Below are 17,852 nucleotides of genomic sequence, written 5' to 3'. Positions count from 1 at the left end.
TCGCTGGAGACAGACACCATGGCCCTGACCGCAAAACCCCGCTCGAAAAAGAGACGGATCATCGTCACCCTTATATTGGTCGCGATTCTCGCCGTCGGGGGATACCTCCTGTACAGTTCCTTTTTCGGCGGGAAAGCGGACGTCGAGTTCACCACCGCCGCCGTCGAGCGGGGGGCGATCCGGAACACGGTGACCGCGACGGGGACCGTCCAGGCCGTGCTCACCGTGCAGGTGGGGACCCAGGTCTCGGGGCAGATCGAGAAGCTCTACGCCGACTACAACTCCGTGGTGAAACACGGCCAGCTCCTGGCGGAGATCGACCCCCGCAACTTCCAGTCCCAGGTGCAGAACGCCGAGGCCAGCCTCTCGGCCGCCCGGGCCCGCGTGGCCATGGCCGAGGCCGACATCGTCAACCAGCAGGCCAACCTGCGGAGCGCCCGGGCCAACATCGAGGCCGCCCGGGCGACGCGGGACAACGACGCCCTCACCCTGCGGCGGAACACCGACCTCGTCAAGGGCGGCATCGCGGCCCAGAGCGACCTGGACAACGCCAAGGCCGCCGCCGACGCCTCCGCGGCCCGCTACCAGCAGACGGAGGCCGCCCTGGCGCAGGTGGAGGCCCAGCTCCGCTCCGCCAAGGCCCAGCTCGCCCAGGCCAAGGCCCAGGAGGAGCAGGCGGTCGCGGCCCTCGACCAGGCCCGGACCAACCTGGGGTACACCGACATCATCTGCCCGGTGGACGGGGTGGTGGTCTCCCGCAGCGTGGACGTCGGCCAGACGGTGGCGTCGAGCCTGCAGGCCCCCACGCTCTTCGTCATCGCCAACGATTTGACCAAGATGCAGGTGAACGCCAGCGTGGACGAGGCCGACATCGGCAAGATCTCCGACAAGGTGGACATCAAGTTCACCGTGGACGCCTACCCCCAGGAGAGTTTCACGGGGAAGATCTCGGAGATCCGGCTCAACCCGACGACCGTTCAGAACGTGGTGACCTACAACGTCGTCATCTCGGTGGACAATTCCGATCTGAAGCTGAAACCCGGGATGACGGCCAACATTACCATGACCGTGGAGCAGCGCGAGAACGTGTTGCGCGTTCCCAACGCCTCCCTGCGTTACCTCCCCCCGGGGATGACCCAGGAGAAGGTCCGGGAGTTGATGAAGGAGATTCGGGGAGGGTTCGAGGGGTCCGAGGGGCGCGGGGGCCGGGAGCCCGCCCCGTCCGCGGGCGGCACGGGAGCGACCGCCCCGGCTTCCCCCGCAGACGGGCAGACCGCCCCACGGGGGCGCGGCCGTCGCGAGGAAGCACCACAAACCGCGTCCGCGGGGACAGCCGCCGGAAAAGGCGCCGCGTTGCCGCCCGACGTGGAGGCGCTCCTGGAAAAGATGCGGGACCCCAACCTGACCCCGGAGGAAAAGCGGGAGCTTTTCGGCAAGCTCCGTCAACTCCCCGAGGAGCAGCGGCAGTTGATCCGGGCACGGTTCACGGAGGGGCGTGGCGGGCGATCGCAGGACGGCGTCGGGGCGACCGGCGGCGCTTCCGGGCCTGCCGGGCGAAAACCGGCGCCGGCAGTGGCGGAGAAGGGCGCCGCCGGCCTGGCTCCCGGACAGCTCTGGGACCCCGCCGACAAGATCCGGTTCCCGGAGCCCCGCACCCGCCGGCAGCGGCCGGGCATCGTCTGGGTCATGGACGCCGGCGGAAAGCCCGCCGTGCGGAAAGTCGTGCTGGGCATCACCGACGGGGCCAACACCGAACTGGTGGGGGGCGACCTGAAGGAAGGCGACAAGGTGATCGTCAGCGACACCTCCCAGAGCAACGGGTCGCAGCGACCCGGGGCCTCCGGCGGCCAGCAGCAGCGCTCACCCTTCATGAGCGGGCCTCCCGGCGGCGGCCGGCGCTGACGGGCTTCGAACGATGGACACCCACCTTTCGCCGGAAACGGACACCCACCCCGGGACCGCCTTTGCGCCCGGCGTCGCGGTCATCCGTCTGGAGAAGGTCCACAAGATCTACCACACCAGCGAGGTGGAAGTGCACGCCCTCCACGGGATCTCCCTGATGGTCCGCCGGGGGGAGTTCATCGCGGTGATGGGCCCGTCCGGATCCGGCAAGTCCACCATGATGAACATCATCGGCTGCCTCGACCGCCCCACCCGCGGGCGCTATTTCCTGGACGACATCGACGTGTCCACCATGTCCCGCACCGAGCTGGCGGACGTCCGGAACCAGGCCATCGGCTTCGTCTTCCAGTCCTTCAACCTGGTCCCCCGGACCTCGGTGGTGGAAAACGTCGAACTCCCGCTGCTCTACGCCGGCGTCCCGGCGCGCGAACGGTCCCGGCGCGCCCGGGAGGCGCTGGCGGCGGTGGGCCTGTCGGAGCGGGAGCACAGCCTTCCGAACCAGCTCTCGGGCGGCCAGCAGCAGCGCGTCGCCGTGGCCCGCTCCCTGGTGAACAACCCCTCCATCATCCTCGCGGACGAGCCCACCGGCAACCTGGACAGCCGGACCTCCGTGGAGGTGATGGACATCTTCCAGCGTCTCAACCGGGAGATGGGGATGACCATCCTCATCGTGACCCATGAGCCCGACATCTCTCAGTTCGCCCGGCGCATCGCCGTTTTCCGGGACGGACGGATCCACCGGGACCTCCCCGTCGAGAATCCCCTGGACGCCCGGGCCGTCCTGGCGAGCATGCCCGTGGTCGAGGAGGAGGACGACGACTGATGAAAATCCTGGCCATCCTGAAGATCGCCGTCCGAGCCCTGGGGCGCAACAAGATGCGGTCCTTCCTCACCATGCTGGGGATCATCATCGGGGTCGGCGCCGTGATCGCCATGGTCTCCATCGGCCAGGGGGCCCAGGAACTGGTCCAGGACCAGATTTCCAGCATCGGCACCAACATCCTCTACATCTGGCCGGGGAGCATGACCCAGGGCGGTGTCCGGGGCGGCGCCGGGGCGGCCAGCACCCTCACCGACGAGGACGTGATGGCGGTGGAGCGGGAGTGCCCCGCCGTGGCCGCGGCGACCCCCATCGTCCGGTCGTCGGGCCAGATGGTTTTCGGGAACCAGAACTGGTTCGCCTCGGTCCAGGGGGCCAGCGAGAAGTTCCTCAAGGTCCGGAACTGGAGCGTGCAGGAGGGGGTCTTCTTCGAAGAGGGGGACGTCCGGTCCGCGAAGCGGGTGGTGGTGCTGGGCAAGACCATTGTGGACAACCTGTTCCCCGGTCTCAGCCCCGTGGGGCAGACCATCCGGATCCGGAACCTCCCGTTTCTCGTCATCGGGGTCCTGACGCCGAAAGGCCAGTCCATGATGGGCCAGGACCAGGACGACGTGGCCATCATGCCCTACACCACGGTCCAGCGCAAGCTCCTGGGGCAGACCATCCTCTCCATCAACTCCGCCATGATCTCCTGCGTCAGCGCCGCGGCGACCAAGTCCGCCGAGACCCAGATCACCGAACTGCTGCGCCAGCGGCACCGGATCGGCCCCGGTCAACCCGACGACTTCATGGTGCGCAACATGACGGACGTGGCCGACGCCGCCCAGCAGACCAACCAGGTCATGACGCTCCTCCTGGGGAGCATTGCCGCGGTCTCCCTCCTGGTGGGCGGCATCGGCATCATGAACATCATGCTGGTCTCGGTGACGGAGCGGACGCGGGAAATCGGGATCCGTATGGCCATCGGCGCCCGCCCGGGACAGATCCGGCTCCAGTTCCTCTCCGAGTCGCTTCTTCTGAGCCTCCTGGGTGGCGCTTTCGGAGTGGGGCTCGGGATCGCGCTCTCCCTGGTCATCGCCCATTTCCTGCAGTGGCCGACCCACCTCTCGTCCGTCTCCATCTTCCTGTCGTTCGGTTTTGCCGCCGGCGTCGGGGTGTTCTTCGGCTACTACCCGGCCCACAAGGCCGCCTCCCTCGACCCCATCGACGCCCTGCGCTACGAGTGAGGCTTCACGATGAGCGACATCCCCGCCCGTCCCTGCAAGCGGCGCAGCCTCGGCTGCATCCTGAAGAACGCCCTCCTCTCGGGACTTTTCGTGATCGTGCCCGTGGTCCTGACCGCGTGGGTCGTCTCCTTCCTCTTCCGGAGCCTGGACAACCTCTGCAAACCGCTCGCCCAGAAGCTGTTCCGGATGGATGTCCCGGGGTTGGGCATCCTGCTGACCGTGGCGCTCCTCCTGGTGGTGGGGATCCTGGCCAACAACTTCCTCGCCCGGCGCCTGATCCGCCTGGGCGAGAAGGTCCTGGCCCGGATTCCGCTCGCGGGCGGGGTCTATGATGCCGTGAAGCGGATCATGGCCAGCTTTACCGGAAGTTCGGACGACCGGCCGAAGAAGGTGGTCCTGGTGCCCTACCCGGCCGACGACCGCTGGGCGGTCGGCTTCCTCAACGGTGAGACCGTCCTTCCGGACGGGCGCCGGATGGGCCTGGTGCTGGTCCTGGGGGCGCTCAACCCCACCACCGGCTTCCTGACGGTGATCCCCGTGGAGAAGATCCTGCTCCTGGACATCCCCGTGGACAGCGCCATGGCCGTCATCATCTCCGGCGGCATGGTGGCGCCGGACGCTTTCCCCACGCGGCCGCTGGTGATGGGATAGGCTGTAGGCTGTAGGCTGTAGGTCCGGAGGGGTTCCCATCGGTATCGGTATCGGTATCGGGATCGCAATCGCTGTCGCAATCGCTGTCGCAATCGCCGTCGCAATCGCAATCGCCGTCGCCGTCGCAGCCGGGATCGGCGGCCCCCTTGCGGCGACGGCCCGCAAGCTTCGATCGTCTCCCTACCTTGCGGAGTGCGGCGCGAAGGCTGCCGGAGCGCCGCTTTGATCGCGCCGCGCAGGCCGCCGGAGCGGCGCGGCCCCGACCCAACCCGCGCGTCTTTCGCACCATGAAACGCAGGCGCGCAGGCACAAGGCGGAGGGCGGGGTTCACACCTTCAGGTCGGTCATCAGCCGGTCGGCATTTTCGGGTTTCCCCAGGATCATGAGGATGTTGCCGGCTTCCAGGGTCAGGTCGGTGGCCGGGTTGAAGAGCATGCTCTCCCCGCCCGATCGCCGGATACCCACCACCATCAGGTTGTAGGTCTCCCGGAGTTTCGATTTCCGGAGCGGGACGCCGTCCAGGAAGGAGCCGGCGGGAAGGGTGAACTCCCGCATCTCGAGCTGGATGGACCCCCGCTGGCTGATCATCTCCATGAACTCCGTCACGTTGGGGTGGATGATGGTGTTGGCGATCTGTCGGGCGCCGGCCCGGTAGGGAAAGATCACCTTGTCGGCGCCGGCCCGCCTCAGTTTTTCTTCGGCGGATTCCTCGGCACAGCGGGAGAGAATGAAGATCTTCCGGTTGAGGACCCGCGCGGACAGGGTGATGTAGAGGTTCTTGGCGTCCGAGTCCACCACGCAGGCGATGGCCCGGGCCCGTTCCACCCCCGCCTGCCGGAGGGTCTCGTCGCGGGTGGCGTCCCCCTCGATGACGAGGAGGTCGTCATCCTGGATTTTCCGGGCCAGCTCGGGGACCCCCTCGATGACGACGAAGGGGACGCCCCGCGCCCTCAGTTCCTCCCCCACGATTCGTCCCATGCGGCCGTACCCGCAGATGATCACGTGGTTCTCCAACCGTGAAACCGCCCGCTCCATTTTCCGCCTCCTGAAGAGATTCCGCACGTGACCTTCGACGAGGACCTGGGCGCCGAGGGTCAGTACGTACAGCGCGGTGCCGACCCCCACCAGGAGGAGGCCGATGGTGAAGACGCGGCCCTTGACCCCCATGGGGTGGATCTCCCCGAACCCGATGGTGGTGAGGGTCGTGAGCGTCATGTAGAGCGAGTCCACCAGGCTCCATCCCATCAGGATCCGGAACCCGCCGGTGCCCACCACCACGATGGCGAGCATCAGGAAAACCGCCGTGAGCATCTTTCTTCGGTTTTCGTTCGATTCCAGCAAGATCCACCGACCCGTGGGAAAATCACCCAGCCGCCCCATTATAGGTTCAAATCCGTTGATTGTGCAACGGTCCCGCGGGATAATGAACCCGATATCCGAACGGGGGCGAGCGAATGGGCATGGAGATCGAACGCAAATTCACCGTGGGCGAGGATTGGTCCGTCCCCGCGGGCGACGGTGTCCGGATTCGACAGGGCTACCTCTCGGTGGACCCGGCGCGGACCGTCCGGGTCCGCCTGGCCGGGGACCGGGGTTTCCTCACCGTCAAGGGGAAGACGGAGGGCGCCTGCCGGCCGGAGTACGAGTACGAAATCCCTTTCGACGACGCGGCGGAGATGCTGGGGGCGCTCTGCGACCGGCCGGCCGTGGAGAAGGTCCGGTACCGTGTCCCTTACGGCGGGAAAACCTGGGAAGTGGACGTGTTCGAGGGGGGCAACGCCGGGCTCCGGTTGGCGGAGGTGGAGCTGGACAACCCGGGTGAGGTTGTCAAGCCGCCACCCTGGGCTGGTGCGGAAGTCACCTCGGACCCCCGTTTCCAGAACGTGAACCTTTACCTGAGCCCGTTCGCGTCGTGGCGTCCGGAAGGATGAGCCCGCGAAAAGTCGGAAATCGAGCGGGAAAGTATCTGCAAAGCCTTTGGTTGAGCCATCGCCCGGAGGGTACGGTACTTGTTGCGGGGATGTCAGGAAGGAGAAAAGGAGGATTCCGATGTCGAAAGCGCGTGTGTGGTCGTCCCTGGTCCTGGTCGCCCTGGCGGGCGTACTCGCTGGTTGCGGGGGTAAACCCGGGGGGGAAAAAGGGAGCGCCGGTGCCGGGCCGGGCGGGGGCGGGTCGACGCCTGCCGCCGGGCCGGGGGAGGCCCCGGCCGAAGTCCCGGGCAAGCCGTACGCGAACGCCCTGCTGGAGATCCGGGTCCCCGACGGCTGGGACTTCAAGGACCTGAACGAAGGCTACCCCGACCGGAGCCCCTACGCCATGCTCAACCTTCAGAAGCGAGGCCAGGCGTGCTACGTCCTGGTGGCCGTCCAGCGAAACACCGAGGAGACGCCCGAGCAACACCTGGAGAAGTTCCTCAGGGACAACCCCAACCTCCGCGCGACCCCGGTGGAATCCCTGACGTTCGGGGGGGCGCGGTGGGCGAAGACCACGTACACCTACGGGACGTTCCAGGCCGTTTACGTGGCCCGCTTCAAGGATCTCCACCAGGTCCGGATCACCTGCCAGGGGGAGGGGGCGGACAAGGACCCGCAGGTGCTTTCCATCCTCGACAGTTTTCGGTTCAAGTTGTAGGTTGTAGGCTGTAGGCTATAGGCTGTAGGCTGTAGGTCCGGAGGATTCCTTGTTGGGGTCTGAACTGGCATCGGAATCGGCATCGGTATCGGTATCGGTATCGGTATCGCAATCGGTATCGCAATCGGTATCGCAATCGGTCTCGCCATCGCCATCGCCGTCGCCATCGCCGTCCCCACCCCGCCGCCATCCCCGCCGCCATCGACCTCCTCTGTGGACCCGCTGCCTCCAGCCTGGATTCTGTCCTGCGGAGTGCGGCGCGGAGGTTGCCGGAGCGCCGCTTTGATCGCGCCGCGCAGGCCGCCGGAGCGGCGCGGCCTCAACATAAACCACGCACCTTTCGGAAGAGAAAGCACTTGGGGGCAAAAATGCCACTGGGCGCCGGCCTTTTCGGGGCATGCGGTTCTCTTGGTGACAACGGAGATCGAAGGGACGAAAGGACGAAAGGACCAAAGGGACAGACGGAACCGAGGAGGCCGATGGGGCTCGAGGGCGTTCCAGAGAAAGGCTTGAGACAAGAAGCGTATTCCGGGGTTTGAACCCGTTTTCCGGGGCGGGGGCTTTGCCCGCAAATCCGGAGGGGATCCCGTGCTGCCGTACGCGGCGTCACTCCAGCGGGGCCGGTTTGCCGATGAGGTAGCCCTGGGAATAGTCCACGCCGATCCGGAGCAGTTCGTCCTGGAGCACCTGGCTCTCCACGTACTCGGCGATGGTCAGCAGGCCGGAGTTGTGAGCGAACTCCGTCATCATCCGCACGACCTTCGCACAGGCCTCGTCCCGGAGGATGTCGCGGACCAGGCTGCCGTCGAGCTTCAGGTAGTCGATGTTCAACTCCATGATCCGCTTGAAATTGGAGTAGCCGCTGCCGAAGTCGTCCAGGGCGATCCGGATGCCGTGCGCTTTCACGTCCCCGATGAAGCTCCGGATCGCCTCGAAGCTCTTCGAGCCCTCTTCCTCCACGATTTCGACGATCAGGCGCCGGGAGATCTGGGGGTTTTCCCGGATCATGTTGAGGATGAAGGCCCGGGTGTCGGGGTTTTCGATGTCCAGGACCGACAGGTTGACGGAGACGCTCTCGCTGCGCTGGGCAAAGGCCCGGACGGTCTTGGTCAGGATGGCCCGGGTCAGATCGGGGTAGTACCGGCTCTTCTTGGCCACGGAGAGGAAGCATCCCGGGGTATCGACCGAGCCGTCGGGGTTGAGAAGGCGCATCAGGGATTCGTACTTCTCGATCCGGCCGGTCCGGTTGTTGAGGATGGGCTGGAACCAGGGCACCAGCCAGTCGTTCTTGATGGCGCTCCGGATTCGCCCCAGCCAGAAGATGTTGCTCTCGATCTCCTTGTGGAGGTCGGCGATGATCTCCTCGGCGACGAACCAGCCGTGGTGCGACGTGACGGCGTTGTCGAGCGCCAGGAGGGCCCGCTGCAGGATGTCCCCCCCGCCCAGGGAGACCCCGATGGTGACGTCGACGTTGAACTCGTGGTTGTGGGCGACGAACTTCTGGTTCCGGATGAGGTCGAGCAGAAGCTCGCAGATCCGGCGCATCCCGCGCTCGCCCACCACGCCGTCCGCGTCGTCGAGGAAGATGCCGAAGGTGGCGTCGCTGACGTAGTAGACCTTCGGTTCCACCGACAGCTTCTGGCTGATGAACTGGGGCAGCAGCTCCGCGAAGCGGACCTCCACCCGCGAGGCGGTCTCGTTCCCGTAGAACTTGCAGATGGCGTCGAGGTTGTCGATTTTCAGGACGAAAAGCTTCGGCGCGATCGCGTGCAGCAGGTCATCCTGGAGGGCCGTCTTGTTGGGGAGGCGGGTCCGGGGGTCCATCGTGGAGAGGACGTACTTCTTGTTGAGGAGGGACATCTTCGTGTAGGAGCGGGCGTGGGCGAGCAATTCGTGGCGGTCGAAGGGTTTGCCGATGAAGTCGAGGGCCCCTTCCTCGAGGGCCTGGATGCGCTGCGACTTCTCCGACACGGCGGACAGGACGAGGATGGGGATGCGCTGGGTCTTCTCGTTCTCCCGCAGGCGCCGGATCGCGGTGTGACCGTCCATCTCCGGCATCATCAGGTCCATCAGGATCAGGTCGGGGATCTCCTTCAGGGCGATCTGCACGGCCTCCCAGCCGTTTTCGGCTTCCAGGAGGCGGTAGCCTTCCTCCCCGAGGACCTTGCGGATGATCATCCGGTTGCCGGGGATGTCGTCCACGATCAGGACCAGCGGCCTGGGTTCCATCGTCCCTCTCTCCCCCCTTCGCCGACGCGCGGTGGTGTCGAAATCGTCCTCGCTGCCGGTCTCGCCGCGCCACAATCACCCCGATTATACGTCAGGTTCGACCCCCGGCGAACGGGAAACTGAAACTCTTTCCTTTGTTCCGCGATCATGCTATAAATGACGGGATTCCGCGGAATGGGGTTCGGGGATATGAGCCGCAAGAAGCAACCGCACGAAATCGGGGAGTTGTTCAGCCTGCAGCGGCACGTGCAGGGCCTGTTTCACCGGGAGGCCCGGGCCGGGCACGGGACCGGCGTCTGCTGGACGCCCGTCACGGACGTGTACGAGATGGAGGACCGGTTCGTGATCATCCTGGAGGTCCCGGGCATCGTCCGGAAAGACATGGAGATCGTCGCCCAGGGCAACGAGATCGTCATCAAGGGGATCCGCCGGCCCGCCCCGGAGTTCGGCAAGGCGAACTTCCACCAGTTGGAGAGGGAATTCGGCGAATTTCACCGGGTCTTCACCTTCGAGACGGTCCTCGATCCGAACCGGGTGGAAGCGTCCCTCCGCAACGGCGTGCTGGTCGTGACCGTTCCCAAGGCCTCCGCCGGGGGCGCCGACGCCGTCCCCGTGCACTAGGGCCCCGTCGAATCGAACAAGGAGATTCCCATGCGCGCAATCCTGTACTTTCTGACCGTCCTGGCCCTGACCGGGAGCATCCCCGCGGCCGACACCGCCGGAAAGGCCATCGACGAAGGTTACTTCACCATCTACTTCCGGAACAAACCGGTGGGTTACGAGAAGTACACCCTGAGCCCGGAAACGGGGGGGCGTCTCCTCATGGAGACCGAGAGCCAGTTCACCCTCCCCAAGGGAGCGGGGAACATGGGTTTCTTCTACCGCACCCGCGAGGTCATGGACGCCACCTACAACCCCATCCACTTCGAGGAGGCCTACCTCTTCGCGGACCAGGAGAACCGGCTCAAGGCCACGTTCGACAAGGGCAAGGTCACGGACGACGCCATCCTCGCCGGGCAACAGTTCAACCGGTCAAAGGCGGTCAAACCGCAGGTCCGGATCCTCGAGGAAGCCGTCTACAGCCTCTACTGCATCCTTTACAAACGGTATGCCATGGGGAAGGCGCCCCGGCAGGTCCTGAGCGTTTACATCCCGAAGGTGGCGGTCGAACTCAACGCCACGATGAACCTGGAGCGCGAGGGCGTGTCGGAGGGGCCGGACGGCCCCGTGCGCATCCGGCGGTTCAGTGTGGACCTCGGCGGGTTCCAGGGGGTCATGCTGGACGTGGACGACCAGGAGCGGGTACAGCGCATCATCGTGGAAAAACAGGAGATAGAACTGGTCCGGGACCCCGCGGGCGGCCCGAAACCCGACGCCGCGCCCGCCCCGCCGACGGCGGCCCCGGCCCCGGGGCCGGCCCCCGCGACGGCGCACGAGGCGGTACCGGCGCCGACGACCGCCCCGCCCCCCGCGCCGGCTCCCCAGCTTGAACCGAAGCCGGAGACGGCCCCGGCGGAGCCGAAGCCGGACGCACCCGTGCCGTCCCCCGCGCCCCCGCCGCCCGCCGAGTCGAAGAAGGACACGCCGCCGCCGGCACCCCCCGCCCCGGCCGAGCCCGGGAAGGACGTTCCCGCCGCCCCCGCTCCCGCCCGCTGAGCGTGACCGGTTGCGAAACGTGCCCACGCGGACCCCTCCGAAACCGAGCGCCGGGCAGAATTCCGCCGCGCTTCGCCACATGGTGGAGGAGCTGGCGGAGGCCAATCACCGCCTCCTGAACCGCGAAAACGAACTCCGGCGAAAGCAGTTTTTCCAGGAGGTCTTCAACCAGACCCTGACCCGCCTGATCGCCTCGACGGACCTGAACACGGGTCTTAACGACGCCCTGGGGATCCTGTGCCCGGCCATCGATGCGGAGATCGGCCTTGTCTACCTGGCGGAGGGCCGCCAGGCCGTTCCGGCCGCCACCTGGAACTTCGACGGCGAACCGCCCGGCATCGCCCCGGGAAAGGGGTTTCCCGGGGTGGTGTTCCGCGAGCACAAGCGCCTCGTCATTGCGGACATCCCGGCCGATTTCCCCTTCAAGATCCGCAAAGACCCCAACCTCGAGGTGTTGCCCCGCGTGATGATCGCCCAGCCGATCCCGCGGGCGGAACAGGTCCTGGGCGTCATCCTCGTCGGTTCCACCAAGCCGTTCTCGCCCGAGCACCTGGACCTTCTGGAGCGGGTGTCGATCCAGGCGGGGTTGGCGGTCACCCATGCCCTCCACCTGCGCCGGGCCATGGACCTGACCCGGGAGCTGAAGTTCAAGTCCGAGTCCCTCAAGCACAAGTACTCGGAGCTGGAGAAGGCCTCCCGGACGAAATCCATGATCTTCGCGGGGATCTCCCACGAGCTGAAGACCCCGCTGAACGCCATCATCGGGTTCTCCCGGGTGCTGCTCAAGAAGACCCACGGGGACCTTTCCCCCGACCAGGAGGCGTACGCCCGGCTGATCCTCAAGAACGGCGAGCACCTGCTCACCGTGATCAACGAGATCCTCGATTACGCGCGGCTCGATGCCGAGGCCGCCGAACTGCCCCTGGCGGACCTGAACCTCTCCGGCGAGATCGAGGACTGCCTCCTTTCCATGCGCCCCCTGGCCGAGCGGAAGCGGCAGAAGTTCCTCTTCCGCTGCGGGACGGAACTCCCCGGCATACGGACCAACCGGAACAAGCTCAAGCAGATCCTCTTCAACCTCCTGAGCAACGCCGTCAAGTTCTCCCCCGAGGGCTCCGAGATCGAGATCGCCACCCGGCTGTCCGAGTACGGGGACGAGGTGCGGGTGACGGTGTCCGACCACGGGCCGGGCATACCCCCCGAAGACCGGGAGCGGGTCTTCGAGCCGTTCTTCCGGGCTTCCCAGGCTTCAGCCACGGAAGGCACCGGGCTGGGGCTTTCCCTCACCCGGGGTATGGTGGAGCGCCTGGGCGGGCGCATCCGCGTCGAGCCGGGCCCGGACGGCGGCAGCGCCTTCTCCTTCACCCTCCCCGTCGCCGGTTTCGAGCCGGGGGGTACGGGGCGCGAACTCGTGAAGGCCCGCGGAGGCAACGGTGAATAATCCCCCCCGGGTCCTGATCGTCGACGACCAACCCGACAACCTCGTCCTGCTGGAGGCCTTCCTGCGCCCCGAGGGATACGAGGTCCGGAAAGCCCCCGACGGCCCGCGGGCCGTGGCGCTCGCCCGGGAGGACGCGCCGGACCTGGTGCTGCTGGACGTCCTCATGCCGGGCATGGACGGGTTCGCCGTCTGCCGCGCCCTCCGCGGGAATTCCCGGACCCGGTTCGTCCCCGTCATCATGATCACCGCCCTCCAGGAGACCGAGGACCGCATCCGGGGCCTGGAGGCGGGGGCCGACGACTTCGTCTCGAAGCCCGTCCAGGACGACCTGCTCCTGGCCAAGATCCGGTCGTTGCTGCGGTTGAAGAAAATGCGCGACGAACTCGACGGGATCCGCACCGACTTCGGAAACATGATGGTGCACGATCTTCGCGCCCCGGTGCACACCATCCTGGGACTGGTGGAGCTGCTTCGGGAAGACCTGGGCGCCATGGCCGGCAGCCCCTCCCGCCTCCTCGACCTCGTGGAGAAGAGCGCCCGGGGCATCGACACGCGGATCACCGACTTCCTCGAGCTGGCCCGGCTGGAATCGGGCCGGCTGAAATTGAACCGGGCGCGCACGGATGTCGTCCAATTGGCCAGGGAAGCCCTAGAACGCTTCGGCCCGGTGGCGGGGAAAAAGCGCCTGAACGTCCGCCTCGAGGCGCCCGGGGACCCCGTCCTGGCCGACGTCGATGCAGGTCGGCTGGAACAGGTTTTCGACAACCTCCTGCAGAATGCCGTCAAGTTCTCGCCCGCCGGGGGTGGCATCACGGTGCGGGTCTCCCGGGAAGCCGCGACCGTCCGCTGCCGGGTGGAGGACGAGGGGCCGGGCTTCCCCGCCGCCGACAGCGAGGCGCTGTTCGAGAAGTATTTCCAGCGCGACGGGCGCCAGGGCGGGGTGGGCCTGGGCCTCTACGTCTGCCGGGCGGTGGTGGAGGCCCACGGTGGTTCGATCCGGGCTGAAAACCGTCCGGGCGGGGGCGCCCGGTTCACCTTCGAACTGCCGTTGCACGAGCCGTAAGTGGTGGCGCGGGCTTCAGCCTGCGCGGCACGACCAGGCGGGAGACGGATCTGGCCAAACGGCCCTGCAAATGGTGGCGCGGGCTTCAGCCTGCGCGGCAGACCAAAGGGGAACACGGGCTGAGGACGGTTCGAGGGGCCGTCGGGAAGGCCCCCCAAGGCGCCCGGGTCCCTTTTCGCGGGTTTTTCGGTTAGGTCCCAGCCGGGTCTGGAGGAGAGTGAAGATGAGGGTACATGGAATACGGGTGCTGATGGCTCTGGCCGTCGCGTTGTGGGGCGCTGACGCCCTTCCTTCCGGGGAAACCGGGAAAGCCGGCGTGATTCGCGGGCAGCTGCTCGCCCAGTTCGGGAAGGCGTCCCTGAACTACCGGGGTGGCCGACTCCTGCGCTTCGAGGAGGTCGACCGGCACCTCGCCGCGGTGATGAAGTGGGTCCGCACCCAGTCCTGGGAGGGGATTCCCCCGGGAAGCCTGACCCTGACCTTCGCGGACCTCTTCGCCGTCGAGACCTCGGACACCCTTCTCCCCCTGACCAACACCGTCGTCCGGCTAGCCCCCGAGGTGAGCCTGGAGGGCCTCCCCGTCCGGGACGAGAAGGGCGGCGTCCTGGGGAAGTACCGGTACAAGTACAGTTACTCGCGCTCGGGCGAACAGCGCTACACCCTCTGGTTCTTCCAGTACGAAACCGCGGAGGGGAGGCTCCAGCAGACCGGGAACGCCCTGCTCCTGGACCGGTACGCCGCCCGCTGGTCCGAGCTGAAGGACCGCGTCCTGCTCTCCCTCCCCGCCCCGCCCAGCGAGTGGAAGGAAGGGGAATAGGTGTTTAGGTGTTTAGGCTGTAGGCTGTAGGCTGTCGACCCGGAGGGGCTCCCATCGGTATCGGTATCGGTATCGGTATCGCAATCGCAATCGCTGTCGGAACCGCCGTTGCAACCGCCGTTGCAACCGCCGCTGCAATCGCCGTCGCAGCCGGGATCGGCGGCCCCCCTGGCGACGGCGGCCCGCAGCCCTCGATCGTCTCCCTTCCTTGCGGAGTGCGGCGCGAAGGCTGCCGGAGCGCCGCTTTGACCGCGCCGCGCAGGCCGCCGGAGCGGCGCGACCCCACGGCAACCCGCGCCTCCGGGAGAAAGCTCCCGGAATTTCTCTCACCCGGCACGGAGAAACGCAAATCGTATTAGACGCCCTCGAAAAAAGTCCTGATGGTGATCTCACAGAGGCACGGGGGCACGGAGAAGAGGCCTCTCCGATCACGGCCAACCGGCCAGGCGTCATCTCCTCTTGCCTTTCTCCCGACTCCTGTCTTCTGTCTTCTGAATTCTGAATTCTGAATTCTTTTTCCGTGTGGTTCGTGGTTAAATTCCGAGGGGGACGAACCTTGACGGGTTCGCAAAAAGTCGGAAGACAGACGGAAAAGTGTCTGTAAGACCTTTGTTTGAGCCATCTCCCGGAGGGTGATGGTACTTTTTGCGACCGCGTCAACCTTGGAAGTCAACGCCCTCTCCTCCGACCTTCAGCCTATCCACCTTCAGCCTATCCACCTTCTCCTTCTCCCTTGACCGCGGCCCCGCAACTCTGGCATACTGCGCCCGCGGCGCGGTTCGCCGCGGATGGTCACATGCAGCAGCCGCCCCTCACCCCCATCGAGACCTCGGAGGACGGGAGCCGTCAGAGCTTCCTCCTGAACATCGGGCCGTCTCATCCCGCCATGCACGGCATCATCCGCATCAACGTGGACCTGGACGGCGAGACCATCCGGAAGGCCGAGGTGGAGATCGGCTACCTGCACCGCGCCTTCGAGAAGGACGCCGAGCACGTGAGCTGGAATGGCGTGATGCCCTACACAGACCGGCTCAACTACGTCTCCCCGTTGCTGAACAACTTCGGCTACTGCATGGCGGTGGAGAAGCTCCTGGGGGTCCGGCCGCCCGAGCGGGCCGAGTACATCCGCGTCGTCCTGGGGGAGATCTCCCGCCTGGCCGACCACCTGACCTGCGTCGGCGCCTCCGCCATGGAGGTGGGCGCCTTCACCGCCTTCCTGTACTTCATGCAGGCCCGCGAACACGCCTACGAACTCATCGAGGACGTCACCGGCGCCCGGGTCACCGTGTCCTACGGCCGGGTGGGCGGCGTCCGGGCCGACCTGCCCGAAGGGTTCGCCGCCAAGGCACGGGAATGCTTCAAGATAATCCGCGCCCTTCTGAAGGAGACCGACCAGCTCCTCACGAAGAACCGGATCTTCTTCGACCGCTTCCGGGGGACCTGCCCCATCACCCGGGAGCTGGCCCTGGACTACGGGATGATGGGGCCCTGGCTCCGGTCCACGGGGGTGGCCCACGACCTCCGGAAGGCCGAGCCCTACGCCGTCTACGACCGGGTGCAGTTCGAGGTCCCCACCGGCGAGGCCGGGGACAACTACGACCGGTACCGGGTCCGGATGGCGGAGATGGAGCAGTCCATCCGCATCTGCGAGCAGTGCTTCGACCAGATGACGGCCGGCGGGGTTCGGACGCCGGTGCCCGCGGAGTACCTGGACGCCGCGGCCATGGTGGACGCGGCCAAGCACGCCCGCACCGCCGGCCTGATCCACTGCGAGGCGAAATTGTCCCCGAACCTCGAGGGGCAGGGTGCGGAGCACAAGGCCGCGGTGATCGCGGGCGGCCCGCCGGTGGCCATGCCGCCGCTCGGGAAGACCTACGGCAGCATCGAGGGCCTCATGAACCACTTCATGCTGGTCATGGAGAACCAGGGGATCCAGCCGCCGGCCGGCGACGCCTACGCCGCGGTGGAAGGCGCCAACGGGGAACTCGGGTTCTACGTGGTGAGCAACGGGACGGGCCGCCCCTGGAGGGTCCGGGTCCACTCCCCCTGCTTCGTCATCATGGCGGCCCTGGAGGAACTCCTCCCGGGGCACATGATCGCCGACCTCATCGTCACCTTCGGGAGCGTGAACATGATCGGGGGAGAACTGGACCGATGAACACCGCCGTGCTCCCCGACGACCTCCGCCAGGAAATCGCCGCCCTCCGGCAGCGCTTCCCCCTGGGCTCGAGCGCCCTGATCCCCGCCCTCTACGCGGTCCAGGCCCGCTGGGGACACGTCCCCGACACCCTGGCGGACGCCCTGGCCGAGGCGCTGGAGGTCCCGCCGGAGCGGGTGCGGGAAGTCGTCACCTTTTATTTCATGTTCAACGAGAAACCCGTGGGCCGCCACCACATCTTCCTCTGCAGGAACCTCTCCTGCTGGCTGCGGGGGAGCGAAGACCTCCGGGCGCACCTGGAAAGCCGGCTCGGGATCCGCCTGGGGGAGACGACACCCGACGGGCTCTTCACCCTGACGGGGGTCGAGTGCCTGGGCATGTGCGACCATGCGCCCGTCATGCAGATCAACGGGGAGTTTTACCCCGACCTCACGGCGGAGAAGATCGACGCCGTTCTCGACACGCTGAAAACGAAACCAAACCCACTTTAGGAGGAAAAATGCGTTCCTTTGGCAAGATCATCCTGGCGGCCGCGGCCGTCCTCGCTCTCTCCGGGGCTGCCGCCGCGGGCGTTTACATCGAGCAGCAGAACCACATGGACGCCTTCACCATGATGGGGCAGAACAGCCCCGAGAAGAACACCATCGACAAGATCTACATGGAGACGGGAAAGATGGCCATGCAGGGCGAGGGCAATGACGTGATCGTCCGCCTCGACCTCAAGAAGATGTACATCGTCGACCGCGCCGCGAAGACCTACCAGGTGGCCGACCTGCCCCTCCAGTTCCCCCCCGAGTTCGCCCAGATGATGTCCATGATGACCTTCGACGTGGACGTCAAGAAGACCGGCGAAACCCGGCAGGTGTCGGGCTACAACTGCGAAAAGGTGGTCCTGACCCTTTCCGGCGGCATGGTGAACATGAAGATGACGATGACCATGTGGTGCACCAAGGACATCAAGATCCCCTTCGGGGACTACTTCGAGATGAGCGCCACCATGATGTCGTCCAACCCGTCCATGAAGCAGATGATGGACAAGATGAAATCCATCGACGCCGGCTTCCCCGTGGAGTCCGAGATGGCGATGGAGGTCATGGGCTCCGCGATGCGCGGGACCACCAAGCTGCTGAAGGTGGAGAACAAGCCGATCCCCGCCGCCGTCTTCGACCCGCCCGCCGGCTTCAAGTCGGAGCCCCTCGACTTCATGAAGATGATGCAGAAGGGCGGCCGCTGACCCGTCCGAAACCTTCCGTTGCCC

Annotated in this window: 16 protein-coding genes; 14 read left to right on the top strand and 2 right to left on the bottom strand. The window is 66.4% G+C overall.

Features of this window, described 5'->3' with window-relative positions:
* The first annotated feature begins 18 nt into the window (after positions 1–18).
* The 4 genes from KA419_02275 to KA419_02260 are packed head-to-tail and all read left to right on the top strand — an operon-like array spanning position 19 to position 4,599.
* Positions 19–1,902: an efflux RND transporter periplasmic adaptor subunit gene (locus tag KA419_02275; protein ID MBP7864750.1), complete on the top strand. Its 1,884-nt coding sequence runs from the start codon at positions 19–21 to the stop codon at positions 1,900–1,902.
* Between the two features lie 13 nt (positions 1,903–1,915).
* On the top strand, positions 1,916–2,725 hold the full coding sequence (locus KA419_02270; protein MBP7864749.1) for an ABC transporter ATP-binding protein: 810 nt from the start codon (positions 1,916–1,918) through the stop codon (positions 2,723–2,725).
* Positions 2,725–3,948 carry an ABC transporter permease gene (locus KA419_02265; GenBank protein MBP7864748.1) on the top strand — a complete coding sequence of 408 codons (1,224 nt, stop codon included), beginning with the start codon at positions 2,725–2,727 and terminating at the stop codon, positions 3,946–3,948. The genes KA419_02270 and KA419_02265 overlap by 1 nt, the downstream gene beginning before the upstream one ends.
* Before the next feature lie 9 nt (positions 3,949–3,957).
* A complete protein-coding gene (locus KA419_02260) occupies positions 3,958–4,599 on the top strand; it encodes a DUF502 domain-containing protein (GenBank protein MBP7864747.1) in 642 nt (213 codons plus the stop codon).
* A gap of 327 nt (positions 4,600–4,926) precedes the next feature.
* On the opposite strand, the gene KA419_02255 is transcribed toward KA419_02260, so the two are convergent.
* Positions 4,927–5,910 (bottom strand): potassium channel protein, encoded by a 984-nt coding sequence (locus KA419_02255; GenBank protein MBP7864746.1) that lies wholly within the window; start codon positions 5,908–5,910, stop codon positions 4,927–4,929.
* A 143-nt stretch (positions 5,911–6,053) separates the two neighbouring features.
* Between KA419_02255 and KA419_02250 the strand changes: the two genes are divergently transcribed.
* The gene (locus KA419_02250; protein ID MBP7864745.1) at positions 6,054–6,530 is read left to right on the top strand and encodes a CYTH domain-containing protein; all 477 of its coding nucleotides are present in this window, start codon (positions 6,054–6,056) and stop codon (positions 6,528–6,530) included.
* 118 nt (positions 6,531–6,648) lie between these two features.
* Positions 6,649–7,230 carry a hypothetical protein gene (locus tag KA419_02245; protein ID MBP7864744.1) on the top strand — a complete coding sequence of 194 codons (582 nt, stop codon included), beginning with the start codon at positions 6,649–6,651 and terminating at the stop codon, positions 7,228–7,230.
* Between the two features lie 606 nt (positions 7,231–7,836).
* On the opposite strand, the gene KA419_02240 is transcribed toward KA419_02245, so the two are convergent.
* A complete protein-coding gene (locus KA419_02240; protein MBP7864743.1) occupies positions 7,837–9,459 on the bottom strand; it encodes an EAL domain-containing protein in 1,623 nt (540 codons plus the stop codon).
* A 174-nt stretch (positions 9,460–9,633) separates the two neighbouring features.
* Between KA419_02240 and KA419_02235 the strand changes: the two genes are divergently transcribed.
* From KA419_02235 to KA419_02200, 8 genes are all read left to right on the top strand, one after another.
* Positions 9,634–10,080, top strand: a complete 447-nt coding sequence (locus tag KA419_02235) for an Hsp20/alpha crystallin family protein (protein MBP7864742.1) — start codon at positions 9,634–9,636, stop codon at positions 10,078–10,080.
* 30 nt (positions 10,081–10,110) lie between these two features.
* A complete protein-coding gene (locus KA419_02230; GenBank protein MBP7864741.1) occupies positions 10,111–11,115 on the top strand; it encodes a hypothetical protein in 1,005 nt (334 codons plus the stop codon).
* A gap of 19 nt (positions 11,116–11,134) precedes the next feature.
* Entirely contained in the window at positions 11,135–12,556 is a 1,422-nt protein-coding gene (locus KA419_02225) for a HAMP domain-containing histidine kinase (GenBank protein ID MBP7864740.1), read from the top strand.
* Positions 12,549–13,619, top strand: a complete 1,071-nt coding sequence (locus KA419_02220) for a response regulator (GenBank protein ID MBP7864739.1) — start codon at positions 12,549–12,551, stop codon at positions 13,617–13,619. Before KA419_02225 ends, KA419_02220 begins: the two co-directional genes overlap by 8 nt.
* A 223-nt stretch (positions 13,620–13,842) precedes the next feature.
* A complete protein-coding gene (locus KA419_02215) occupies positions 13,843–14,436 on the top strand; it encodes a hypothetical protein (GenBank protein MBP7864738.1) in 594 nt (197 codons plus the stop codon).
* Between the two features lie 796 nt (positions 14,437–15,232).
* Entirely contained in the window at positions 15,233–16,594 is a 1,362-nt protein-coding gene (locus KA419_02210; protein ID MBP7864737.1) for an NADH-quinone oxidoreductase subunit D, read from the top strand.
* Positions 16,591–17,085 (top strand): NADH-quinone oxidoreductase subunit NuoE, encoded by a 495-nt coding sequence (gene nuoE, locus KA419_02205; protein MBP7864736.1) that lies wholly within the window; start codon positions 16,591–16,593, stop codon positions 17,083–17,085. Before KA419_02210 ends, nuoE begins: the two co-directional genes overlap by 4 nt.
* Positions 17,086–17,093: 8 nt before the next feature.
* A complete protein-coding gene (locus KA419_02200) occupies positions 17,094–17,828 on the top strand; it encodes a DUF4412 domain-containing protein (protein ID MBP7864735.1) in 735 nt (244 codons plus the stop codon).
* Positions 17,829–17,852 lie beyond the last annotated feature (24 nt).

Source organism: Acidobacteriota bacterium (assembly GCA_018001935.1).
Taxonomy (GTDB): domain Bacteria; phylum Acidobacteriota; class JAAYUB01; order JAAYUB01; family JAAYUB01; genus JAGNHB01.
The sequence above is the reverse complement of the archived record's forward strand: the minus strand, read 5'-3'. Positions and strand labels throughout refer to the sequence as shown.